The organism is Brevundimonas sp., assembly GCF_032055285.1.
In the GTDB taxonomy this organism is placed as follows: domain Bacteria; phylum Pseudomonadota; class Alphaproteobacteria; order Caulobacterales; family Caulobacteraceae; genus Brevundimonas.
This window is the reverse complement of record NZ_DAMBRE010000001.1, coordinates 344,897-365,907: the sequence shown is the minus strand read 5'-3', so window position 1 is coordinate 365,907 and position 21,011 is coordinate 344,897. Positions and strand designations below refer to the sequence as shown.

Annotated in this window: 25 protein-coding genes; 16 read left to right on the top strand and 9 right to left on the bottom strand. The window is 67.2% G+C overall.

Annotated features, from left to right (window positions below; translation table 11 throughout):
• Positions 1-31: 31 nt before the first annotated feature.
• A complete protein-coding gene (locus tag RTY13_RS01840) occupies positions 32-604 on the top strand; it encodes an NADPH-dependent FMN reductase (protein WP_312780693.1) in 573 nt (190 codons plus the stop codon).
• A gap of 54 nt (positions 605-658) precedes the next feature.
• Complete coding sequence (locus RTY13_RS01835) at positions 659-2,110, top strand: deoxyribodipyrimidine photo-lyase (RefSeq protein WP_312780691.1); 1,452 nt, start codon at positions 659-661, stop codon at positions 2,108-2,110.
• On the opposite strand, the gene RTY13_RS01830 is transcribed toward RTY13_RS01835, so the two are convergent.
• On the bottom strand, positions 2,107-2,763 hold the full coding sequence (locus RTY13_RS01830) for a methyltransferase (RefSeq protein ID WP_312780690.1): 657 nt from the start codon (positions 2,761-2,763) through the stop codon (positions 2,107-2,109). The two genes, RTY13_RS01835 and RTY13_RS01830, sit on opposite strands and share 4 nt — an antisense overlap.
• 134 nt (positions 2,764-2,897) lie before the next feature.
• Here RTY13_RS01830 and RTY13_RS01825 point away from each other — a divergent pair, with 134 nt between their 5' ends.
• The 3 genes from RTY13_RS01825 (at position 2,898) to RTY13_RS01815 (ending at position 4,583) form a co-directional block, all read left to right on the top strand.
• On the top strand, positions 2,898-3,302 hold the full coding sequence (locus tag RTY13_RS01825; RefSeq protein WP_312780689.1) for a hypothetical protein: 405 nt from the start codon (positions 2,898-2,900) through the stop codon (positions 3,300-3,302).
• Positions 3,302-3,499 carry a helix-turn-helix transcriptional regulator gene (locus tag RTY13_RS01820; RefSeq protein WP_312780688.1) on the top strand — a complete coding sequence of 66 codons (198 nt, stop codon included), beginning with the start codon at positions 3,302-3,304 and terminating at the stop codon, positions 3,497-3,499. Before RTY13_RS01825 ends, RTY13_RS01820 begins: the two co-directional genes overlap by 1 nt.
• A 145-nt stretch (positions 3,500-3,644) precedes the next feature.
• Positions 3,645-4,583: an alpha/beta hydrolase gene (locus tag RTY13_RS01815; protein ID WP_312780686.1), complete on the top strand. Its 939-nt coding sequence runs from the start codon at positions 3,645-3,647 to the stop codon at positions 4,581-4,583.
• Between the two features lie 183 nt (positions 4,584-4,766).
• Here the strand turns inward: RTY13_RS01815 and RTY13_RS01810 are convergent, their stop codons facing one another.
• Both RTY13_RS01810 and RTY13_RS01805 read right to left on the bottom strand, forming a co-directional pair.
• Complete coding sequence (locus RTY13_RS01810) at positions 4,767-5,597, bottom strand: RsiV family protein (RefSeq protein WP_312780685.1); 831 nt, start codon at positions 5,595-5,597, stop codon at positions 4,767-4,769.
• Positions 5,598-5,619: 22 nt separating this feature from the next.
• Positions 5,620-6,639 (bottom strand): UbiA family prenyltransferase, encoded by a 1,020-nt coding sequence (locus tag RTY13_RS01805; protein ID WP_312780684.1) that lies wholly within the window; start codon positions 6,637-6,639, stop codon positions 5,620-5,622.
• Positions 6,640-6,765: 126 nt separating this feature from the next.
• Here RTY13_RS01805 and RTY13_RS01800 point away from each other — a divergent pair, with 126 nt between their 5' ends.
• On the top strand, positions 6,766-6,981 hold the full coding sequence (locus RTY13_RS01800) for a DUF4287 domain-containing protein (protein WP_312780683.1): 216 nt from the start codon (positions 6,766-6,768) through the stop codon (positions 6,979-6,981).
• Between the two features lie 9 nt (positions 6,982-6,990).
• On the opposite strand, the gene RTY13_RS01795 is transcribed toward RTY13_RS01800, so the two are convergent.
• A complete protein-coding gene (locus RTY13_RS01795) occupies positions 6,991-7,395 on the bottom strand; it encodes a helix-turn-helix domain-containing protein (protein WP_312780681.1) in 405 nt (134 codons plus the stop codon).
• 13 nt (positions 7,396-7,408) lie between these two features.
• Entirely contained in the window at positions 7,409-9,406 is a 1,998-nt protein-coding gene (locus RTY13_RS01790) for a TonB-dependent receptor (RefSeq protein ID WP_312780679.1), read from the bottom strand.
• A gap of 186 nt (positions 9,407-9,592) precedes the next feature.
• Between RTY13_RS01790 and RTY13_RS01785 the strand changes: the two genes are divergently transcribed.
• Positions 9,593-10,234: a hypothetical protein gene (locus RTY13_RS01785; protein WP_312780677.1), complete on the top strand. Its 642-nt coding sequence runs from the start codon at positions 9,593-9,595 to the stop codon at positions 10,232-10,234.
• A gap of 4 nt (positions 10,235-10,238) precedes the next feature.
• On the opposite strand, the gene ppk2 is transcribed toward RTY13_RS01785, so the two are convergent.
• Positions 10,239-10,982 (bottom strand): polyphosphate kinase 2, encoded by a 744-nt coding sequence (gene ppk2, locus RTY13_RS01780; protein ID WP_312780676.1) that lies wholly within the window; start codon positions 10,980-10,982, stop codon positions 10,239-10,241.
• A gap of 97 nt (positions 10,983-11,079) precedes the next feature.
• Here ppk2 and RTY13_RS01775 point away from each other — a divergent pair, with 97 nt between their 5' ends.
• A complete protein-coding gene (locus RTY13_RS01775) occupies positions 11,080-12,177 on the top strand; it encodes a serine hydrolase domain-containing protein (protein ID WP_312780675.1) in 1,098 nt (365 codons plus the stop codon).
• Between the two features lie 226 nt (positions 12,178-12,403).
• Positions 12,404-12,607 (top strand): cold-shock protein, encoded by a 204-nt coding sequence (locus RTY13_RS01770; RefSeq protein ID WP_292083547.1) that lies wholly within the window; start codon positions 12,404-12,406, stop codon positions 12,605-12,607.
• A gap of 168 nt (positions 12,608-12,775) precedes the next feature.
• On the opposite strand, the gene gluQRS is transcribed toward RTY13_RS01770, so the two are convergent.
• On the bottom strand, positions 12,776-13,624 hold the full coding sequence (gluQRS, locus tag RTY13_RS01765) for a tRNA glutamyl-Q(34) synthetase GluQRS (protein ID WP_312780674.1): 849 nt from the start codon (positions 13,622-13,624) through the stop codon (positions 12,776-12,778).
• A gap of 7 nt (positions 13,625-13,631) precedes the next feature.
• Positions 13,632-14,765, bottom strand: a complete 1,134-nt coding sequence (locus tag RTY13_RS01760) for a JmjC domain-containing protein (RefSeq protein ID WP_312780673.1) — start codon at positions 14,763-14,765, stop codon at positions 13,632-13,634.
• Between the two features lie 48 nt (positions 14,766-14,813).
• On the opposite strand from RTY13_RS01760, the gene RTY13_RS01755 reads away from it, so the two are divergent.
• The 7 genes from RTY13_RS01755 to RTY13_RS01725 all read left to right on the top strand — a co-directional run bounded on the left by RTY13_RS01755 (position 14,814) and on the right by RTY13_RS01725 (position 20,058).
• Positions 14,814-15,470 (top strand): DNA-3-methyladenine glycosylase, encoded by a 657-nt coding sequence (locus tag RTY13_RS01755; RefSeq protein WP_312780672.1) that lies wholly within the window; start codon positions 14,814-14,816, stop codon positions 15,468-15,470.
• Complete coding sequence (locus tag RTY13_RS01750; RefSeq protein WP_312780670.1) at positions 15,467-16,117, top strand: trimeric intracellular cation channel family protein; 651 nt, start codon at positions 15,467-15,469, stop codon at positions 16,115-16,117. Before RTY13_RS01755 ends, RTY13_RS01750 begins: the two co-directional genes overlap by 4 nt.
• A 10-nt stretch (positions 16,118-16,127) precedes the next feature.
• Positions 16,128-16,526 (top strand): ASCH domain-containing protein, encoded by a 399-nt coding sequence (locus RTY13_RS01745; RefSeq protein WP_312780668.1) that lies wholly within the window; start codon positions 16,128-16,130, stop codon positions 16,524-16,526.
• Positions 16,527-16,663: 137 nt separating this feature from the next.
• On the top strand, positions 16,664-17,239 hold the full coding sequence (locus tag RTY13_RS01740) for an HNH endonuclease (protein ID WP_207827356.1): 576 nt from the start codon (positions 16,664-16,666) through the stop codon (positions 17,237-17,239).
• A gap of 175 nt (positions 17,240-17,414) precedes the next feature.
• On the top strand, positions 17,415-18,650 hold the full coding sequence (locus tag RTY13_RS01735; RefSeq protein ID WP_035308713.1) for a tyrosine-type recombinase/integrase: 1,236 nt from the start codon (positions 17,415-17,417) through the stop codon (positions 18,648-18,650).
• 701 nt (positions 18,651-19,351) lie between these two features.
• Positions 19,352-19,738 (top strand): hypothetical protein, encoded by a 387-nt coding sequence (locus RTY13_RS01730; RefSeq protein WP_054764216.1) that lies wholly within the window; start codon positions 19,352-19,354, stop codon positions 19,736-19,738.
• Between the two features lie 98 nt (positions 19,739-19,836).
• Positions 19,837-20,058, top strand: coding sequence for a hypothetical protein (locus RTY13_RS01725; protein WP_035308709.1), 222 nt, complete (start codon positions 19,837-19,839; stop codon positions 20,056-20,058).
• An 18-nt stretch (positions 20,059-20,076) separates the two neighbouring features.
• On the opposite strand, the gene RTY13_RS01720 is transcribed toward RTY13_RS01725, so the two are convergent.
• Positions 20,077-20,982, bottom strand: coding sequence for a hypothetical protein (locus RTY13_RS01720; protein ID WP_052005029.1), 906 nt, complete (start codon positions 20,980-20,982; stop codon positions 20,077-20,079).
• Between the last annotated feature and the right edge of the window lie 29 nt (positions 20,983-21,011).

Genomic DNA, 21,011 nt, shown 5'->3' with positions numbered 1-21,011 from the left:
AACCTAGCTTCAGCCCAGCAGGATGCGCGTCATGACCACCTATAACGTCGGCTATATCGTTGGTTCGCTGTCGAAGAATTCGATCAACCGCAAGCTGGCCAAGGCCCTGATCAAGGTCGCGCCCGAAAAGCTGAAATTCCACGAGGTCTCGTTCGCGGACCTACCGCTCTATTCCTACGACTACGACGCCGATTTTCCCGAGGCGGCTACGCGGTTCAAGGCGGACCTGAAGCGCTCGGACGCCATCCTGATCGTCACGCCGGAATATAACCGTTCCATCCCCGGCGGGCTGAAGAACGCCATCGACTGGGCCAGCCGGCCCTATGGGACCAACAGTTTCGCGCGCAAGGCGACGGCGGTGATCGGGACCTCGCCGGGCGCCATCGGCACGGCGGTGGCGCAACAGAGCCTGCGCAGCGTCCTGGGCTTCCTGCAGGCGCCGCAGATGAACGCGCCCGAAGCCTATATCCAGTTCAAGCCGGGCCTGATCGACGACGACGGCAATGTCAGCGTGCCCGAGACGGAGCAGTTCCTGCGCGACTATATGGAGGAGTTCCATCAGTTCATGGCGCGGGTGCTGACCGTCTTGCCGCGCGACGCCTGATCCATCAGGGAAGCGGAGCCGTATTCAGGGTTTCGCCCCCGTCAGGACCGCCGCTTGCCCGCATCCCCGCCCGTCATCCTGTGGTTCCGCCGCGATCTGCGGCTGGCCGACAACCCGGCCCTGCATCACGCCCTGACGACGGGGCGGCCGGTGCTGCCGGTCTATGTTCTGGACGAGCGGCTGGAGGGGCGGCCCATCGGCGCCGCCTCGCGCTGGTGGCTGGACAAGAGTCTGCGCGCGCTGGACGCGGACCTGAGGGTGCGCGGCGGGCGGCTGATCCTGCGCAGCGGTGACGCGGAGGCGCAGCTGCATCGTCTGATCGCCGAGACGGGCGCCGATCAGGTCTTCATGAACCGCCTGTTCGAACCCGAGGCCTTCGCCCGCGACGCCGACATCGCTCATGGATTGAAGGCGGAGGGCGTCGCATGCCGGGGCTTCAACGCCAGCCTGATAACCCGACCGGGGGCGGTGCTGAACGGGTCGGGCCATCCCTACAAGGTGTTCACGCCGTTTCTGAAGGCGCTGCTGAGCGTCGCCGAGGCTCCGGCGGGGCTGGAGGCGCCGGAGGCGATCCCGGTTGCTGACACTGTGACGAGCGAGGCGGTCGACGACTGGGGCCTGCATCCGGTGCGGCCCGACTGGTCGGCGGGCTTTGTCGGGACGCCGGGCGAGGCGGGGGCGAAGGCGGCGCTGCACGCCTTTGTCGCCGGGGGCTTGAAGACCTACGCCACCGACCGCGACTGGCCGGATCGGGCCGGGACCAGCGGTCTGGCGGCGCACCTGCACTGGGGAGAGATCGGTCCGTGGCGGGCGATTGAGGCCGTGCGCGCAGCCGCCGCCGAGGGCCGGGTTCCGGCGGGCGAGGCGGAGAAGTTCGTCGCCGAGATCGGCTGGAGGGAGTTCTCGGCCCATCTGCTGCACCACTTCCCCTATCTGCCGGAGCGCGCGTTTCGGCCGGAGTACGACGCCATGCCGTGGCGGGGCGACGCCGAGGGTCTGGCGGCGTGGAAGGCGGGGCGGACGGGCTATCCGCTGGTGGACGCCGGGATGCGCCAGCTGTGGGCGACAGGGACCATGCACAACCGGGTGCGGATGGTGGTCGCCTCCTTCCTGATCAAGCACCTGCTGATCGACTGGCGCGAGGGCGAGGCCTGGTTCTGGGACTGCCTGACCGACGCCGATCTGGCCAGCAATGTGCAGAACTGGCAGTGGGTGGCGGGGTCAGGGGCGGACGCCGCCCCCTATTTCCGCGTCTTCAATCCGACGGCCCAGGGCGAGAAGTTCGATCCTCAGGGTCGCTATGTGCGGCGCTGGGTTCCCGAGGTGGCGGGATTGCCGGATCGGTGGGTGCATGCGCCGTGGAGCGCGCCGCCGATGGTTCTGGCCGAGGCGGGGGTGAGGCTGGGGGCGACCTATCCCCGGCCCATCGTCGATCATGTCGAGGGCCGCGAGCGGGCGCTGGCGGCGCTGAAGACGGTCAGCGCCAGCCGGGGCGAGAGCGATTAATCCAGCGACCAGACGCGCGAACGCTTGACCTCCTGATCCTCCAGCTCGCGCGTGGTGGGGACGGTGTATTCGGCCAGCAGGGTCAGGCCGGACTTGGGGAAGTAGGTGCGACCGGGGTCGCCGACGATGACGCGGGTTCCGTTGGCCTGGGCCTTTTTCAGCCATTTCAGGACGGCCTCGGCCATGGGCTTTTCATAGAAGACGTCGCCGGCGCAGATCAGGTCGACAGGCGGCGGCGGAGCGTCCAGCAGGTTGGCCTCGGTGAAGGCGATCTCGACAGAGTTGGACCGGGCGTTGGCGGCCACGGCGGCGGCGCAGAAGGGGTCGATGTCGGCGGCCAGGACGGAGGCCGCGCCCGCCTTCATGGCGGCCACGGCGACCAGCCCCGAGCCGGTGGCCAGATCAATGACGCGCTGGCCCGCGACCTGATCCGGGTGGTCCAGCAGCCAGCGCGCCAGGGCCTGACCGCCGGCCCAGGCGAAGGCCCAGAAGGGCGGCGGCAGGCCCATCTCGCCCAGTTCTTCCTCGGTCAGACGCCACAGGGGCGTGATCTCGTCCGCCAGCCACAGCGAGATTTCCGGCGCATGGGGCACGGCCTGCAACCGGGTGTTGGCGGCGATGAAGTCGGGGGCGTTGGCGGGGGTCAGGCGCATGGGGGTTGTCTAGGGCAGAAGGGGGCGGGCGGCGAGGGGCTTGTGCGGGGTCAGGCGCCCCTGACGAAAAGTCAGGTTGACATGACAAAATCTCGATGTAAGGTCGGCCTTACATTCAGTCAGGAGCGCCTTCCATGTTGACGCTGTCCAAGCAGACCACCCCCGCCGGCCGCCGCTATGTGATCCGCACCATGGCCTTCATGGGCGGCTATGTCGCCGTCATGCTGGCGACCATCGGCGGGGCCTTCGACACGATCCAGAACACCCCCGCCGCCTGGGCCCTGGCCCTGACGGTGGCCGCGCCGATCGCCGGTCAGATCTGGGCCACCCTGAGCTTCATGCGCGACAGCGACGAGTTCGTCCGCGCCGTGACCGCCAAGCAGTTCATCGTCTCGGCGGGCGTGGCCATGGCCGCCTTCAGCGCCTGGGGCTTCGGCGAGAGCTTCGCCGGGGCGCCCCACGCCGAGGGCTGGATGATCTACCCGCTGTTCTGGGCCGTGTTCGGCTGCGTCTCGCCCTTCATCCGGTCGTCGAACTGATGAAGAACCGTCTGAAACTGCTGCGCGTCGAGCGCAACTGGACCCAGGAGCAGCTGGGTCAGGCGCTGGGGGTCTCGCGTCAGGCCGTCAACGCCCTGGAGACCGAGAAGCACGACCCCTCGCTGGACCTGGCCTACCGGATCGCCGCCCTGTTCGAGCGGCCGGTGGAAGAGGTCTTCGAGAACCCCCACGCCTGACGCCCGTCTGACCTTCGTGTCAGTTTAACCTTACTTTTTCGTCCCTGCCTTCCGCCGTCATTTCCGGGCTCGCCCCGGAAAGCGATCTCGCATGCCCCGAACGCAGGGGGCGACGGCGGGCCATGTCCAATCGAAAGGAAACGCCATGTCCAAGATCTCCGCTCCCGCCAAGACCCTTCGCGCCTACGCCCTGGCCGCGGCCATCGGCTGGATCGCCGGAAACATCGTCTCGCCGGCGCAAGCCGCCCCGGTCGAAGTCGCCGTGACCCAGGCGGCGGCTCCCGCCTTCGCTTCGGACCGCCTGTCGGTCGAGGTGACGGGGCAGGGGCCCGACGTCATCCTGATCCCCGGCTTCGCCTCGTCGCGGGATGTGTGGCGCCCGCTGGCCGAGCGCCTGTCGGCGACGCACCGGGTGCATCTGGTGCAACTGGCGGGCTTCGCCGGCGAGGCTTGGACACATGGCGACGGCGCCTTCGTCCAGCCGGCCGTGGACGAGGTGGCGCGTTACGCCAAGACCCTGAACCGGCCCGCGATCATCGGCCATTCCATGGGCGCCCTGACCGGGCTGCTGGTGGCGCAGCAGCATCCCGAGGTCGTCGGCAAGCTGATGAGCGTCGACAGCCTGCCCTTCTTCAGCGCCCTCTACGGCCCGACCGCGACCGCCGAGACCGCCAAGCCCTTCGCCGAACAGGCCGCGGCGGGCATTCTGAACGCCGACGCCGCCGGTTATCGGGTCCAGCAGGAGCGAACGGCGGGGGGTATGATGCGCAGCGAGGCCGGGCGCGCGGCCATGGTCGAATGGTCGATGACGTCTGACCGTCACGCCATGGCCTCGGCCATCCGCGACGTGATGACGACCGACGCTCGTCCTGGTCTGGCGGCCATGACCACGCCGGTCTGGGCGGTCTATGCGGCGGACGCCGACGGCGGCGTGCCGAGCGCCGTGGCCGATGGGATGTGGGCGCGGGAATATGCGGCCCTGTCGGGGGTGAAGCTGGTGCGGGTGGATGACAGCCGTCACTTCATCATGAACGACCAGCCGGAGCGGCTGGGCGCGCTGGTGGATGAGTTCCTGGCGGACTGAAACCATATCCGCTCATCCCCGCGGAGGCGGGGACCCGGAAAGAGCCTCACGCGCCGCCTATGGATGCGCACCGCCAGACCTGAACGTTCACGCTTGCAGCCAAAGCACTGGGTCCCCGCCTCCGCGGGGATGAGCGGATGGAAGGGGCGCGCCCGAGTGGATCAGGGCGCGCCTTGGCTTCCCTTACTTCGGCCGCAGGTCGCTGGTGACGTCGCCGGTCTTCAGCGGCTGGCCGCCGAACTCGGCGGCGTAGGCCGGGGCCAGCAGGGTCTGGAAGGCGGAGGCGGGCAGGGTCAGGTAGTAGGGGCCTTCGACGTAGGGGCCGACGGCATAGGCGTCGAGCAGGAAGGTCAGGCCGCCGGCCTTGCCCGCCGTCGCGCTGGGGGCCAGGACCACAGCTACGTCCTTCAGCTTGGGGCAGGACCAGGTGTCGCCGCCGACCTTGACCGGGGTCGCGCCGGGGCGGGCCTTCTTGGCGGTGTTGACGGCGTCGCACAGGGCGCGCTCCAGCGACGACAGGTCGGCGCCCTTGGCGAAGAGGTCGGCCGGGCTGATGCGGCGCTTCTCGGTCTTGTCCCACAGCAGGGCCGTGGCCACCGTGTTCGGGTGGGCGCCGCCGGAATAGTCGAAGTCGGTGCGCATGGCGCTGAACAGGCGGCCGGTCTGGACCGGATCGCCATAGACGATGGTCTTCTCGTAGGGGCCCATGGCGCTTTCGCCGCCGGCCTCGGTGCGGTCGGCCTGGGCGCCCTCAGCGTATTTGGCGAGGTCGGCGACCTCATGGCGATAGAGGCTGGCGTAGAGCTCGGGCTGGGTCTTGATGGCCTCGGGCAGGGTCAGGCTGGTCTTGGCGTAGGGGGTGGCGCTCTCGTACTTCAGCGGGCCGTCGGCGGCGACGGCGGTCGCGGCCTTCGACGCCTCGGGCGCCTTCTGCTCGTTACGCTGACATGCGGCGAGCGAGGCCGCGACGGCGACGGTGACGAGCAGAATGCGAGCGGTACGCGAGGGGATCATGCCGGGTACTCCTAAGGCGAGATCAGTAAGCTAGGCCGTTCAACGCAATGGCGGCCAGAAGGATCAATCCAGCTTCACGATTTGATTTGAACAGGCGCAGGGCCAGGGCGGCGTCGTCGGGTTTCAGGCGCTTCACCTGCCAGGCCAGATGCAGGGCGTAGGCCGTGAGGCCGACGTAGAAGACGGGGCCGAGGCCGGCGGCGAAGCCCGCCGCGCCCGCCAGCAGGACGGCCAGGGCGTAGAAGACCGCCACGCCCGGCTTGACCTGCGACCCCAGTCGTCGGGCCGAGGACTTGATCCCGGCCATGGCGTCGTCCTCGATGTCCTGCAGGGCGTAGATGGTGTCGTAGCCCAGGGTCCAGAAGACGCCGCCGGCGTAGAGCAGCAGGGCCGAGATGGCGACATGGCCCATCTGGTTCAGGCCCTCGGCCATCCAGTAGGCGTCGCCGCTGGCGCGGACCTCCAGCACATAGAGCCAGCCCAGGGAGAAGAGGCCGCCGGTCGCTGCCGCGAAGCCCAGCAGGGCACCCCAGTTGAAGGTCAGGCCCAGCCAGGCCTGGGGCCACCAGGTGATGCGCTTCATGAAGGGATAGGCCGCGACCAGACCCAGCGACAGGGCGCCCAGCAGCACCGACATGAGGTTCATGGTCAGCAGGATGCACAGGCTGATCAGGCTGAGGCCGCCGACGAAGGCCCAGGCCTGTTTGACGCTGATCTGGCCCGCCGGAATGGGGCGCTGGGCGGTGCGGGCCACCTGGGCGTCGAAGTCGCGGTCGACGATGTCGTTCACGGCGCAGCCCGCCCCGCGCATCAGACAGGCCCCGATGGCGAAGCCGACGATCAGCCATAGCTCATAGCCGCCGAAGGGGCGATCGTACTGGTTCAGGGCCAGCATGATCCCCTGCCAGCCGGGCAGCAGCAGCAGCCATGTGCCGATGGGTCGGTCGAAGCGACCCAGCTTCAGCCACGGCTTCAGCCCCTCGGGGGCGTAGCGGTCCACCCAGTTCTGGCGGGCGGCGTCGGGAAGCGGGGCTGTGCTCATGACAGGGGTCTTAGACCCTGAAGCGGGCGCGGGTGAAGGCCCTGCGTCCGATCCGCGTCATGCGAGGAGGCTTGCGGGATGGGGTCAGGCGGCGCTTAGTGTCGGTAAAACTGGAGGGAGCCGCCGATGACTGAAGCGCCGATCAAGGGCCCTGCGTCCTATTTCCCCTCTATCGAGAAGAAGTACGGACGACCTATCAGCGAGTGGAAGGCCGAGGTCCGCGCCGCCTATCCCGCCAAGCATATGGAACTGGTGACCCTGCTCAAGGACGAACACGACATGGGCCACGGCCACGCCAACGCTATCGTGGCGCATACCCTGGCGGAAGACGGGCTGAAGTAGATCGGTTCGTCAGGTGCGCCGGTCCGGCCCCAACGCCTCGATAATCAGACACTCCGACACCGTGCCCTGGCGGCATTGCGAAAGCAGGGCCGACAGTTCGCGACGCAGGGCCTCCAGATCGGTGATCTTGCGTTCGACCTCGGCCAGATGGGCGCGAGTCAGTTCGTCGACCGTGGCGCAGGACTGATCGCGGCGGTCAGACAGGGCCAGAAGATCCCGCACCTGCTCAATGGAGAAGCCCAGGTCGCGGGCGCGGCGGATGAAGGACAGGCGGTTCAGTTCCGCCTCGCCATAGGCGCGGTAGTTGCCCGCGGTTCGGGCGGGCGCAGCCAGAAGGCCGATGCGCTCATAGTAGCGGATGGTCTCGACCTTGGTGTCGGTCCGCCGCCCCAGTTCGCCGATGCTCAGCGTCACGCCCGCCTCCGGTTCAGTGTCCGCCGCCGAAGCGGATGCGCACCCCGCCGTTGACGGTGAAGCCGTCGGTCGGGCCCCAGGCCTCGGTCGTCCAGCGGCCGTCGTTGGCGCGTTGCGGCAGCAGCAGCGGATGATGTTTGGTCACGCGTTCGTTCAACAGGTTTTCGGCGTTCACGAACAGGCTGTAGCGCCCCAGGATGATCTCGCCCAGAAGGCCGACCTCCAGATAGGAGGGGCTTTCGCTGCGATACGGATTGTCCTCCAGCGCCTGCTTGCCGGTGTAGTAGACCTCCAGCCCCAGACGGCCGCGATCGTGCTCCTCCCACATGGCGACCAAGCCGGCGGTGTGGCGCGGGGTGACGGGCGCAGCGCGGCGCGACAGGCCGTCGTCCTCGGGCTCCGTCGCATCGACGAAGACATAGCTGCCGGTCAGGGTGAAGGGGGCGCGGCGATAGCGCAGCAGGGCCTCCAGCCCGCGCGTGCGGGTCACGCCGTCGACATTGATCAGACGGATGCGCGCGGGCCCGGCGTCCACCGCGCGCACGGCGTCATCCAAGTCGGAGCCGAACAGCGTCAGATTGGCTTCGATCGGCCCTTGGCGATAGCCGACATCCAGCGAGGCGGTGCGAGCGACCTCTTCCTTCAGGCCGTCCAGCGGTTCCAGCCGCGACAGGCCGGTGGCCTCGGTCACGTCGACGAAGGGCGTGGGGGCGAAGAAGCCCTGCCCCGCCGAGGCGCGCACGGTCCAGCGGCCGGGGCGATACAGCAGCGATAGGCGCGGGCTGAACTGGCCGCCGTATTCGCTGTGATGGTCGAAGCGGGCGCTACCGGCCAGGGTCAGCTCAGGACTGAACTCATGCTCGACCTGGGCGAAGACGCCGGGGACCGTGTGGGTGTAGTCGAAGCCGGAGAAGGTCTGGCTGTCATAGCCGTCGACCTGCACCGCCGCCCCGGCCAGCCAGGTGGCGGCGCCGATTTCCGAGCCGTAGGCGGCTTCCATAAAGCCGGTGTCGTGACGGTCCTCCTCGAAGACCTCGCCGAACTGATGGTCATGGGTCTGGGTCATGGCCGAGGCGCGAAGGTGAAGCGTGCCTGAGCCGACCGGCAGGCTGGCGACCAGACCGGCGTCGAAGCGGTCGGTGTCCTGGGCCTGGACGAAAGGGCGGCCGTCGGGCGTGGTCCGGTCCGGCTCGGTTCCGCCGCTGCGGGTCTCGGTCATGGCTCCGAGGGTAAGGAAGGCCTCGCCGCCGTTCTCGCCCTGCCAGAACAGGCGCGGACGCAGGGACCAGCGCTCATAGGCGGCGATGTCGCTCCAGCCGTCGCCGTCCAGGTCCTGTCGGCTCTGGCGGTGATAGCCGCCGACCAGCGACTGACCCCAGGCGCCGCGGAAGGGCGCCGAGGCGTAGGCGGTCAGGTCCTGACCGTCGCGGCTGGTGATGTTGGCCAGAACCTCGATCTCGGCCTCGTCGCCGGGACGGCGCGACACCAGGTTGATGACCCCGCCCAGCGCCGAGGGACCGTAGAGGGCCGAAGCCGCGCCCTTGATGACCTCGACCTGACCCAGGTCGGTCGGCGGAATCTGCAGCACGCCCAGCGACGAGGCCTGACCGCCGTACAGAGGCAGACCGTCGGCCAGAAGCTGGGTGTAACGGCCGCTCATCCCCTGCATGCGGATGTTGGCGGCGCCCAGGGCCGGCGAGGTCGTCTGCACCCGCACCCCGCCGGTCTCATTGACCAGCATGGCGATGCTGCCGGGCGTCATCAGCAGCTTTTCCTCGATCTCCTCACGACCGATGACCTCGACGCGGATCGGCTCGTCCTGGATGCGGCGGCCCGAGCGGGTAGCCTGGACGATGACGTCCTCGACCTCGGTCGCCTCGTCCTGATGGTGGTTGTCGTCGTGATGATCGGCGTCCTGAGCCAGAGCCGGAGACGCGGCGAACGCAAGGACGGAGGCGACCGCCGCCAGAAGGGGCCGGCGAGCGGGCGACGGAACGAAGGAGGAGAACACGCGGACTCCGGTACAGCGGGGGAAACGGGAAGTTGGCCTTGAACCGAGGCGGTCCGCCATGGCGGTCTCTTGCACCCTGTAGCGGCTATAGGGTCAAGGCGGGATCTGCTTTCGGATGCGGAAGCGCTTTTCTATGCCGTAAAGGCTATATCAGCGAAGGTTGTCGACGACCTGGAGGTGCATTCCATGACCGCGATCCGATCCGCGGCTCGTCCGCCTATCATCCTGTATCTGACCTGGATCATCCTGATCGGAGCGGCTGTTGTCGGCTTCATCACCGACGAGTTCAGCGTGACCTTCGTCGGTGTCGGGACCCTGCTGCTGTCGCTGGTTCCGATCTGGCTGGGCGAGAAGATAGGGGTGAGGCTGCCGACGGCCTTTGTCAGCGCCATCGCCGCCTTCCTGTGCGCCACCCTGCTGCTGGGCGAGGTCGGGGATTTCTATGAGCGCTACTGGTGGTGGGACGTGGTGCTGCACGGCGGGTCGGCCATCGCCTTTGGGCTGGTCGGGTCGCTGTTGATGCTGATGCTGGTCAAGGGCGAGCGGCTGAAGGCGGCGCCGATCACCATGGCCTTCTTCGCCTTCTGCTTCGCCGTCATGATTGGGGCCCTGTGGGAGATCTGGGAGTTCACTCTGGATCAGCTGTTCGGCCTCAACACCCAGAAGTCCGGTCTGGTCGACACCATGTGGGACCTGATCGTGGACGCCATCGGCGCCCTGATCGGGGCCAGCGCGGGCTGGGCCTATCTGAAGGGACGGCACGGTCCACTGGCGGACGCGCTGCGGGCCTTCGTCGACAAGAACCGCCGCCTGTTCGGCGACGACTGAGGCGTCACTTCGCCAGTCGACCCTTGGCCTTGTCGGCGGCGAAGACGATGTCGGAATCGGGCTTTTTCGCTTCCAGCGTGGGGCAGTTCAACTGGCGCAGGACGTGGCGGATGATGTTCAGCCGGGCCTTCTTCTTGTTGTCGGTGGCGACGACGGTCCAGGGCGCATAGTCGGTGTGGGTGCGTTCCAGCATCTGGTCGCGGGCGGCGGAATAGTCGGCCCAGCGTTTCTGGGCCTCGGCGTCCAGGGGCGAGACCTTGAAGCGTTTCAGCGGGTGGGTGACGCGTTCTTCCAGCCGACGGGATTGTTCGTCCTGGCTGATGTCCAGCCACAGCTTGATCAGGATCGTGCCCGACTGGGTCAGCATCCGCTCGAAATGCGGGGCGTCGTGCAAGAAGCGCTCGTGCTGGGTCGGGGTGCAGAAGCCCATGACCGCCTCGACCCCCGCCCGGTTGTACCAGGAGCGGTTGAAGAAGACGATTTCACCGGCCGCCGGCAGGTGGCTGGCGTAGCGCTGGAAATACCACTGGGTCAGTTCGCGGTCGCTGGGCTTGGGCAGGGCGACGACGCGGGTCTGGCGAGGGGCCATGAACTCGGTCATGCGCTTGATGGCCCCGTCCTTGCCGGCGGCGTCGCGGCCCTCGAGGACGATCACGACCTTGAGACCCTGTTCGATGGCCCAGGCCTGGGTCTCGACCAGCTGGATCTGCAGGGCTTCCAGGGTGTCCTCGTAGTCGTTCTTGGCCATGGGCGCAGCGTCCTGTTGTCGCGAGGGGCGAAGCTTGCGGCGAATTCACTGGCGCCGCCAGCCTGGCTGTTGTGGGTGGAACGCAAAGGAGCCCGAAATGATCAATCGACGTCATGCCATGGCCGCCGGCGCCGCCGCCTCCGTGTTGCCCTCGGTCGCCACGGGCGAGCCTGTGACCGCGTTCGATGCGGCCCTGGGCGCCGCCTTTGACGGGGTGAAGCCGGTCGCCCTGGCGGGCGGGGTGGTGACGCCCCAGGGACTGGAATGGTCGGGCGTGCGCGGCGTTCGCCGGACCGGGCAGGAGGCCTCGGCCCTGGCGGGCGACCGCTGGCACCTGGGCTCGAACACCAAGGCGATGACGGCGGCGGTGTTCGCGCGTCTGGTCGAGCAGGGGCGGGCGCGCTGGGCCATGCCGTTGAGCGAGGCCTTCCCCGGCATGACGGTGGATGCCGGTTGGGACGGGGCGACGCTGGACGCCTTCATGACCCATACGGCGGGTCTGAAGGACGAGGCGGTTATGGGCATGGCCTGGCTGATGACGGCGCGAGCCGATCCGAAGTCTCTGTCGGAACAGCGCCGGGCCATCGTTGAGAAGGCCCTGTCGGCGCCGCCGTCGGGGACGCGCGGGACGTTTGAATACGGCAACGCCAACTATGTCCTGCTCGGCGCCGCCATCGAGGCCGTCACCGGCGGATCGTGGGAAGAGGCGATGCAGGCCGAACTGTTCACGCCCCTGGGCCTGAGCTCGGCGGGCTTCGGGGCGCCGAAAGGTGAGAACGCCTGGGGTCATCGCCGCATGGGCGAGACGGCGATCGCCATGGACCCGAACGACGACGGTTCCGACAATCCTCTGGCCCTGGGGCCGGCGGGAACGGCGCATATGACGGCGGCCGACTATGGCCGATTCCTGCAGGTCTTCCTGACCGAGGGCGGGGGCTGGCTGAAGCCCGAGACGATACAGCGGCTGATCGCGCCCCCCGAGGGGCAGGGGTACGCCTATGGCTGGATCGTCCTGCCGCCCCAACCCTGGGCCAAGGGGCCGGTCATCGCGCACGAGGGCTCGAACACCTTGTGGCACGCCATCGCCATCGTCGACCCGGCGGGCGGTCGCGCCCTGTTCGGCCTGTCGAACGACGGCGGACGCGGCGGTCCGGCCTGCCAGGCCCTGGCCATGGGGCTTTTGCGCGCCTTGTAAGGCGAGGGCGGACGAGGACGGCGTTAACCGAAACGCCGTGCGGCGGGATTCGCTTTACAGTTGACGGACTGTGGATAGTCGGGTGACAACATCGCTGCAGTCCGGATTTCACGTGGGGTCCAAACCCGCGTCTCGCTCCTTCGCCTGAACGAGCTTGTCCAGATGGGCTGACGGGTGCTCCCGCGTGGACGCCCGCCTGGCAAAGCGCGTTTACGGAGACGCAGATATGGCGACCGGCACGGTCAAGTGGTTCAACCCCACCAAGGGCTACGGCTTCATCCAGCCCGACAACGGCGGTTCGGACGTTTTCGTCCACATCACCGCGGTTCAGAAGGCTGGCCTGCAAGGCCTCGATGAAAACGCCAAGGTCGAATACGAGCTGGAAAACCAGCGCGGCAAGACCTCGGCCGTGGACCTCAAGGTTCTTTAAGGCCGACGAACCCGATCAGGGTTCTGAGATTGAAAGGCGCGGGACCAGCCGGTTCCGCGCCTTTCTTTTTGCCCGGTAGAGAAGGGCGCTAACGCGCGGCTCGCGGAGCCGCGCGTTAGCGCAGAAGTAGAGCATCGACGTAGAGCCTCCCTCGTGAGCGGGGGGAGGTCAGAACCCCAGTTCCGCCCGCAGGGCCTCGGGCATCAGGCCGCCGGCGCGAAGCTCGGCCAGGGTCACCGACTGGTCGCGCTTGGCGTAGCGGCGGCCGTCGGGGCCGGTCAGCAGGCGGTGGTGGCGATAGACGGGCGCGGGCCAGCCCATCAGGGTCTGGATCAGTCGCTGGATGTGGGTGGCCTCGAACAGGTCCAGACCGCGCACGACATGGGTGATCCCCTGCAGGGCGTCGTCGTGGGTGACGGCCAGATGATAGGCGGTCCCGGCGTCCTTGCGCGCCAGCACCACGTCGCCGGCTGTTTCAGGGCGGGCGCGGACCAGACCCGTTTCGCCATCCGGACCTTCGCCTTCCTCGATGAAGGACAGCGCAGTCCACGCCGCCTCGCCCAAGGCCTCACGCGCGCGATCCAGCGACAGCCGCCAGGCGTAGGCGCGGCCCTCGGCCAGCAGGCGGGCTTCATCCTCGGGCGCATGGGGGCCGGGGCGCACGGCCTCGGCGGGGCCGTGCGGAGCGTCGCCGATGGCGTCGAGAATCTCTTTCCGTGTGCGGAAGCAGCGGTAGAGCAGGCCGCGTGCCTTCAGGGCGTCGATCACGGCGTCGTAGTCGGCCAGATGCTCGGACTGGCGCCGCACCGGCGTCTCCCAGTCCAGCCCGAGCCAGGCCAGGTCCTCGGAGATGGCGGCGTCGTACTCGGGTTTGCACCGCGTCGGGTCGATGTCCTCGATGCGCAGCACGAAGCGGCCACCCGCCTCGCGGGCGGCGCTCCAGGCGGTCAGGGCCGAAAAGGCGTGGCCCCGGTGCAGGCGTCCGGTCGGCGACGGCGCGAAGCGGGTGGCGAACATCGGCCGATCAGAAGCGCTTGAGCGCGCCCGCCTTTTCGGCCTGATCGACGGCGGCGCGGATATCGGCCTCGGCCACGAAGTCGAACTGGGCGATCAACTCCTCGATGGCGAAGTCGGGTTGGGACAGGGCCCAGTGCATGGCGTGGGCCGCGGGACCGGCGAAGGCGGGGCCGAGCAGCCCCGTCGGTCGATAGGCGGTGAGCGTCAGTTGTTGCGGCAAGGCGAACCGGGCCGGACGCGGGACCAGCTTTTCCTGCGTCATCGCCACTTCGTCGCGGAAGGCGGGCAGGGCGGCCAGACGGGCCAGGCGTTGGCCGAGGTCGGCGAGATGGGCCTGCAGCGGGCGTCCGCCGCCCATGGCTGCGGGCGGCATGTAGGCGCGGAAGGCCGGGTCCTGCATCGCCGCCTGTTCCAGCAGGGAGAAGATGATCCGTCCATAGAGCGGCGTGACCGAGAAGGTCACGTGCAGCGAAGCCCCGTCCTGGGCCAGGGCGTCGTGGTACCAGCCGCGCGGCAGGTAGAGGACGTCGCCGGGACGCATTCGCACCTCGGTCATCAGTCGGCCCCGGCTCTGCTCCAGCCAGCGGCGGGTCTCGGGCGTGTCGGGGGGGAAGTCGACGGGGTTTTCGGCGCGGTTCTCATACAGGCGCCAGACCTTTTCGCCCTCGACCTGAAGGGCGAAGACATCGTGCAGGTCGTAATGGGTTCCAAAGGCCTGCACACCCTTGAACGAGCAATAGAGGTTGGCTCCGATGGCGGCGGCGAAGGCCCGGCCCAGCATGGCCGAGACGTCCGCCAGGCGCGGGGTCAGTTCCTGCGCGTCCCCGGCGATGAGGCTGGCGCCGGTGGCCAGAAAGACCGCGACCTTGGCCGGATCAGGGCGTAGCACAGCGCCAGACTGGGTCTGGACGTGGCGGCAATATTGGTCGGGCGTGACGGCGACCGTGTCGCGCACCAGTTTCAGGCTATTGGCGGACCAGATCGACGACTGGTTCAGCAGGGCGTTGAAGCCGTCCCAGTCCAGCAGCGCTCGCTTGCCAGCGCCGTCCCCGGCCGGAATATGCAGCGGTTTTCGGCCGTGAAACTCGGCGAAGAAGCGATCAGGGGTGATCGGGTGAAGAAGTTCGTCCAGACTATGCATCGGTCGCCAAGCTAGAGCGGCGCCGTTTCCCTGTCGATACGGACCATCATGGCCACAGCTCCTTCCGCCCTGTCCATCGCCATCGCGCGCGAGGCCCTGGCCGCCGCCGATCCGGCCCTGGCGCGGGCGCACGCCTCGACCCCCGTGTTCGAGTGGCGGCTGAGGCCTGGAGGATATGAGGGCCTGTTCCGCATGATCGTGGAGCAGCAGGTCTCGGTCGCCGCCGCCGCCTCGATCTGGAAGCGGACGGTCGAGGGGCTGGGGGGCGTCGTGTCGCCGGACGCCGTGCTGGCGCTGGATGTCGAGACGCTGCGCACCTTCGGCCTGTCGGGGCAGAAGGCGAAATACGGTCACGAGATCGCCCGCGCCCACACCGAGGGCCGCATCGACTTCGACCACCTGGAGCGGCTGGACGACGCCGAGGCCATCGTGGCCCTGACAGCCATCAAGGGCGTGGGCAAGTGGACGGCCGAGACCTTCCTGATGTTCTGCGAGGGACGCCTCGACGTTTTTCCCGGCGGCGACGTGGCCCTGCAGGAGGCGATGCGTTGGGCCGACGCGGGCGAGGTGCGACCGAATGAGAAGCAGGCCTATGCCCGGGCCGAAATCTGGCGGCCGCATCGCGGGGTGGCGGCGCATCTGCTCTGGGGGTGGTATGGAGGGGTCAAGCGTGGCGATATCGCGCTGGAGGACCCGCCGACTTGACCCCGCTGATTGACGCCGACCTGACCCGTCCCGAGACCGTCCTGCCCTTGCTGGACTTCGCTGGCGTGGCCGTTTTCGCCGCGACGGGCGCCCTGGCCGCCGCGCGCGAGAAGCATGACCTGGTGACCTTCGCCTTCTTCGGGGCCATCACCGGGGTCGGGGGCGGGACGCTGCGCGATCTGCTGATCGGGGCGCCGGTCTTCTGGGTGCAGGATTGGCGCTATATCGCCGTCTGCGTGGCGGCGGCGACGGCCTTCTGGATGCTGGGGGCCAGGACCTGGCGTTTCCGGGCCCTGCTGTGGCTGGATGCGGTCGGTCTGGCGGCCTATGGCGTCATGGGGGCGGCCAAGGCGGCGTCTTACGGCGTGGCGCCCCTGATCTGCGTGGTCATGGGGGTTCTGACCGCCTGCTTCGGCGGGGTGGTGCGCGACGTCCTGGCGGGGCAGCCGTCGATCCTGCTGCGGCGCGAGCTGAACATCACGGCGGCCCTCTTGTCGGCCGGCCTGTTCGTGACCTTGAAGGCGCTGACCGTGCCGACCTGGCCGGCGGTGGGCGTGGCGGTTGTGGCGGGCTTTGGCCTGCGCGCCGGCGCCCTGAAGTGGGGGTGGAGCCTGCCGGCCTTCCCCAGCGCCCCTACCCGAAATTGAGGACTGAGCCATGACCGATGTTCCCGCCGCCTATCGCGACGCGCCGCGCTGGCCGTTCGGCGACAGCCCTGAACTGGCCGACGAACTGCTGGCCCTCGTCATTGCGGGCGGCAAGACGGCCACCTGTTCCTCGCTGGCGGCGTGCGAGGCGGACATCATGCCGACGGTGGGCGAGGTCAGCGTCATCCTCGACGGGGCGGGCGCTCCGCGCTGCGCCATCCGCACCACCGAGGTCGAGATCATGCCCTTCGAGGAGGTGAGCGAGGACTTCGCTCGCGCCGAGGGGGAGGGCGACCTGACCTATGAATGGTGGCGCGACGCCCATGAGGCCTATTACCGCCGCGAAGGGACCTGGGCGCCGGGCATGAAGGTGGTCTGCGAGCGGTTCGAACTGGTCGAGGTCTTCTGAGGCGGCGTCACGAAAACGCTGCATGTCGGTCATGGCGATGAGGGAGAATCGGGCGTAGGCTTCTACCTGCAAGACTAGGGAAGGAGACGTGTCCTCACTCCTGTCGCCTCAAGATCCCCCCGTATGAGCGGGAGGGCCTGATGCAGGTCCTGACCCGTCCCCCGTCCGGCTTTCCCGCCCTGGTGCTGAACGCCGACTTCCGTCCTTTGTCCTACTACCCCCTGTCGATCTGGCCCTGGGAAGAAGTGGTCAAGGCCGTCTGGCAGGAGCGCGTCGATGTGGTCGCCACCTATGACAAGGTGGTGCGCAGCCCGTCGATGGAGATGCAGCTGCCCAGCGTCATCTCGCTGAAGTCCTATGTCGATCAGGACCGCAAGCCCGCCTTCACCCGCTTCAACGTCTTCCTGCGTGACGGCTTCGCCTGCCAGTACTGCGGCGAACAGGGACTGGCCCAGGACCTGACCTTCGACCACGTCATCCCCCGCTCGCGCGGCGGCCGCACCACCTGGCAGAACATCGTCGCAGCCTGCGGCCCGTGCAATCTGCGCAAGGGAGGGCGAACGCCTCAGCAGGCGGGCATGCCCCTGCTACGCCGCACCGCCCATCAGCCCAATTCCTGGGAGCTGCAGGAAGCCGGGCGTCGCTTCCCGCCCCACTACCTGCACCAGAGCTGGCTGGACTACCTCTACTGGGACATAGAGCTCGAACCTTAGGGTTCTTTTCAGTTGCTCGAAATGGCTCAAACACCCTTGTGGTGGGCAGGTTCAGGGTTCGTTCTTTTACCGCTGATTTCTCGATTATCCTCCGAAATCCTCCCGGCTGGTGACCATGTGGTGACCAAAACCGGGACCAGAAACGGGACCCCTCGTGGGCCCGAGGAGAGATCGAATGGTTCAGAACCCGAGGTCCGGAAAGATCACCAAACGCCTGGTCGACGCCCTGACGTCTGAAGGGGTGCGCTTCACCCTCTGGGACACGCAGCTCAAGGGTTTCGGGGTGCGCGTCGCCGTCAGCGATACCAAAACCTACGTCGTTCGATACAGGACGATCGGCGGCGCTGACCGCCTCCTTCACATCGCTCGCCATGGCGTCGTGACCGCCGAGGAAGCCCGCGAACGAGCGGCCGCTGTACTGGCCGAAGTCGCGTCAGGTGGTGACCCTCAGGGGACCAAAGTCGAACGACGCGAAGAACTGACCATGTCGGAGCTCTGCGACCTCTACATGAAGGAGGGCGTGACGATGAAGAAAGCGACGACCCTTCGGATCGATCGCATCCGCATCGCCCGCCACATCAAACCCCGCCTGGGCAAGATGAAGGTCACCGATATCGGCCGAGCGGACATCGAGCGGCTGATGGTCGATGTCGGGTCGGGACGCATTCGTGGAGAGGCGACGCCGCACACTCGCGGCGGTATTCATGCGGCCTCGCGCACGGTCGGACTGCTGGGCGGTATCTTCACGTTCGCCGTTGAGCGGGAGTTCGTGAAGACCAACCCCACGCGAGGGGTGAAACGCTACAAGGACAACCGTCGGGACCGCTTCCTTTCCCCGGCCGAACTGGCCCGGCTCGGCGATGTCCTGGCGGAGCTCGAGAAGCATGGGGGCGATCCGCGCCACATCAACATCATCCGCCTGCTGGCGCTGACCGGCGCCCGCAAGAACGAGATCGCCAGGCTCAAGTGGTCGGAGATCGACCGCACCATGGGGATGCTCCGGCTGGAGGATTCCAAGACCGGGGCGAAGGTGATCCGTCTCGGGAGCGCGGCGCTGAAGCTGATCGAGGGCCTGCTCTCGAACGGGAGCATCTACGTGTTCCCGGATCGGAAGGATCCCAAGCGTCCGATCGCCAATCTCGACTGGGCCTGGGTCGGCATCCGCAAACGCGCCGGGATGGAAGACCTGCGGATCCATGACCTTCGGCACAGCTTCGCGAGCGCCGGGCTGGCCGGCGGCGAAGGGCTTCAGCTCATCGGCAAGCTGCTCGGCCACAGTCACGTCAGCACCACAAGTCGATACGCCCACCTGGCGGACGACCCGGTCCGTGCCGCCGCCGACAGGATCAGCGAGAGCGTCGCCGCCTCTCTCGCGGGCTGGTCGGTTGAAGACGGACAGACGGCCCATTGAAAGACGGCCGCCCGGCGGGTCGCCGGGCGGCCGAAGTTGTCGCGATGGACTGGGGAGCTAGGCGCCCTCGTGAGCGGCCTCGCCCCAATGTCCGGCCTGGCGAGGCTGGCTCGACGAAGACCGGAGGCCCGAGAGCTGGCTGCGCGCCCACTCGTGCAGCAGGCTCTTGGGGTAGTAGGGGGTCCGCCCGAGGTGGGTGCAGGGCGGTCCGTCAGACCGGGTGCAGAACACCTTCGCCAGTGTCGACGGTGACCGGCGGATGCCCATACGTAGAAGCTCGGTGGACGCTTCCTTGCGGGTCAGCAGCATTTCCTCAGTTCCGTGAAGATGTAGACCGGCCATGTGGCGCTCCTTTCCGTCTGAACCAGAACTGCAACCAAGCAAGCATCGACGGAAATAAACCGCAACCGGCGGACGTAGAGAACTGATGGACGGAATGAATAGGTGACCTGTTCGATCTGTTTCGGCCTGTTCCGATCTGGTTCTGAGTAAGGAAATCGATCACAGCCTTGTGAGATGGGTCGCTTATGAACTTCGGTTTTTCTTGGATCCCGCGGAGAAGCAAGACATCAAGCGGTGGTGAATGAAGGTGGCCTTGGCGTTGCCCTCGAGTGCGGACATAGTCGAGCGGGCTTTTACGCCCATACTGGTGAACCACAGCCGTTCAGGGGAACTGCATGTCTAGCTTCACGGATCGAGCCATGAGCGCCGAGGTATCGCCCGAGCTTTTTGCGGCGTCGTTGGAAGCCATCGGCGAACTGCCTGCGGATCAACGTGGTTCGTTCGAAGGTCGCGCCTTCCGCCTGTTCAGACTACTCGAGGAGCGTGACGAAGCGGATGAGGCAGCGCTTAATGCCTTTGCCATTCAGCTTCGGCTGGAGGCGCTCGCGCGGTTGCATGATGATCGTGGTCTGCGAGCCTGGACGCTTCCGGGGGACGCCGAAGGCGCTGACTACATACATGCCGACGTAGTGGCTGCCGCGGCAGTTGAGCCGCTTCTGGCGATCGATGATCACACAGTCGGATTCGATCTCGAGTCTTTCCGCGCGCGCGTGCTGGCCGACGCGGCTGTGCGCGGACACGCCTAGCCGGGACATCCTTCGTCATGCCAAGGCGCACAAAGTCACTGAAGCGAGGTGCGGCCGGCGACGCGGCCCCCGCAGGAGATATTGCGACGCGCGCCGGCGTGGTCGCCCAGCGCCTGCTCGCGGAGCGCGGCCTCCACTATCTCGAGGATATGTTACCCGACGATGCCCGAGAGTTGCTCCGAGCGGCTTGGCGTGAGGCCGCCGAACAGATGTTCGAAGGGCGTGACCTCGATGTTGTGCAGGCGGAAATCGACATCATGATCGACAGCCTGGATATGACCGAGCCGCCACCGCCCATGCATCGGTCCGAAATGCACTGACGCCTGCGGCATCACCCCTCATCGCGGTGGAGAGACGATGACCTTCACGTCAATCAGGCCGGTCCGTGGTTTAGACAGATCGGACTGGAAGCCTGCAGGGTTTTTCAGGTGGTTGTCGGGATCGTAAACGAGGCAGATGAGCCGGTCGACTTCGCTGTTACCGCCGTAATCGACAAAGTCGTTGGCGAGTTCTTTCTTGATCTTGGTCGTGTCGGACTTGCGGACGTATTTGAGTTCCACCATCGCCCGCAGCGGTTTGAGAAAGAACTCGCACCTCGACGCGCTGCCGGCGACGGATGGGCTCCATTCCTCTTCACGCACATCCGGGAAGTAGGCGGCGAGGATCGAGCGGAACAGGTATTGGCAGTCCCACTCGTCCTTGATGGCATAAACCGCTCCACCGTGCGGGTGGGTCTTCAAAGCAAGGACACTCTCGTGGAAACGGCGGGCAAGTGTGACGATCAGGTCCAGATCCGCGGTTTCGGAACTGACTGTGGCAGCGGGTGGCGAGGGTTTGCGTGCCAAGGTGTAATCAATGGCTCCGAGAACGTGGAAAACCTGCCGGCGGGCGACGTCGACGATGTGTGGTGCGCCGACGATCTTGTGCTTGAGTTCGTAGGCGGCCTGCTCCTCGTCGAGGTCGTCGACCATTGCCTGCACGAAAGCCCGGTACGCTACGAGCCCCTGCTCAAATCGCTCAGGTGAGGCGAACATCTCATTTGGGATCCGGACGTCCGCCACAAACTCCTCGGAGTAGTGGTAGAGATTGGAAATGATATCGCGCGATGTGCCATGCCATGGATCCTTCCAGGACCCTGGGTAGCCCTTCGCATCTTGCATGGCGCCGCGAAACTCATCGTCGATCGCGATGCGGGCTTTACGAAGATACTCCAGGCTCTCGACTGCCCACTCCATCTTGTCCATCAAATAGCCCCGGGGTTGGTCTCGTCCTT

Excerpts from the sequence above, each read along its gene's own strand:
- RTY13_RS01840 (WP_312780693.1), top strand. The coding sequence starts at position 32 with ATGACCACCTATAACGTCGGCTATATCGTTGGTTCGCTGTCGAAGAAT.
- RTY13_RS01830 (WP_312780690.1), bottom strand. The coding sequence starts at position 2,763 with ATGCGCCTGACCCCCGCCAACGCCCCCGACTTCATCGCCGCCAACACC.
- RTY13_RS01825 (WP_312780689.1), top strand. The coding sequence starts at position 2,898 with ATGTTGACGCTGTCCAAGCAGACCACCCCCGCCGGCCGCCGCTATGTG.
- RTY13_RS01820 (WP_312780688.1), top strand. The coding sequence starts at position 3,302 with ATGAAGAACCGTCTGAAACTGCTGCGCGTCGAGCGCAACTGGACCCAG.
- RTY13_RS01815 (WP_312780686.1), top strand. The coding sequence starts at position 3,645 with ATGTCCAAGATCTCCGCTCCCGCCAAGACCCTTCGCGCCTACGCCCTG.
- RTY13_RS01810 (WP_312780685.1), bottom strand. The coding sequence starts at position 5,597 with ATGATCCCCTCGCGTACCGCTCGCATTCTGCTCGTCACCGTCGCCGTC.
- RTY13_RS01805 (WP_312780684.1), bottom strand. The coding sequence starts at position 6,639 with ATGAGCACAGCCCCGCTTCCCGACGCCGCCCGCCAGAACTGGGTGGAC.
- RTY13_RS01800 (WP_312780683.1), top strand. The coding sequence starts at position 6,766 with ATGACTGAAGCGCCGATCAAGGGCCCTGCGTCCTATTTCCCCTCTATC.
- RTY13_RS01785 (WP_312780677.1), top strand. The coding sequence starts at position 9,593 with ATGACCGCGATCCGATCCGCGGCTCGTCCGCCTATCATCCTGTATCTG.
- ppk2 (WP_312780676.1), bottom strand. The coding sequence starts at position 10,982 with ATGGCCAAGAACGACTACGAGGACACCCTGGAAGCCCTGCAGATCCAG.
- RTY13_RS01775 (WP_312780675.1), top strand. The coding sequence starts at position 11,080 with ATGATCAATCGACGTCATGCCATGGCCGCCGGCGCCGCCGCCTCCGTG.
- RTY13_RS01770 (WP_292083547.1), top strand. The coding sequence starts at position 12,404 with ATGGCGACCGGCACGGTCAAGTGGTTCAACCCCACCAAGGGCTACGGC.
- gluQRS (WP_312780674.1), bottom strand. The coding sequence starts at position 13,624 with ATGTTCGCCACCCGCTTCGCGCCGTCGCCGACCGGACGCCTGCACCGG.
- RTY13_RS01760 (WP_312780673.1), bottom strand. The coding sequence starts at position 14,765 with ATGCATAGTCTGGACGAACTTCTTCACCCGATCACCCCTGATCGCTTC.
- RTY13_RS01755 (WP_312780672.1), top strand. The coding sequence starts at position 14,814 with ATGGCCACAGCTCCTTCCGCCCTGTCCATCGCCATCGCGCGCGAGGCC.
- RTY13_RS01745 (WP_312780668.1), top strand. The coding sequence starts at position 16,128 with ATGACCGATGTTCCCGCCGCCTATCGCGACGCGCCGCGCTGGCCGTTC.
- RTY13_RS01735 (WP_035308713.1), top strand. The coding sequence starts at position 17,415 with ATGGTTCAGAACCCGAGGTCCGGAAAGATCACCAAACGCCTGGTCGAC.
- RTY13_RS01730 (WP_054764216.1), top strand. The coding sequence starts at position 19,352 with ATGAGCGCCGAGGTATCGCCCGAGCTTTTTGCGGCGTCGTTGGAAGCC.
- RTY13_RS01720 (WP_052005029.1), bottom strand. The coding sequence starts at position 20,982 with ATGGACAAGATGGAGTGGGCAGTCGAGAGCCTGGAGTATCTTCGTAAA.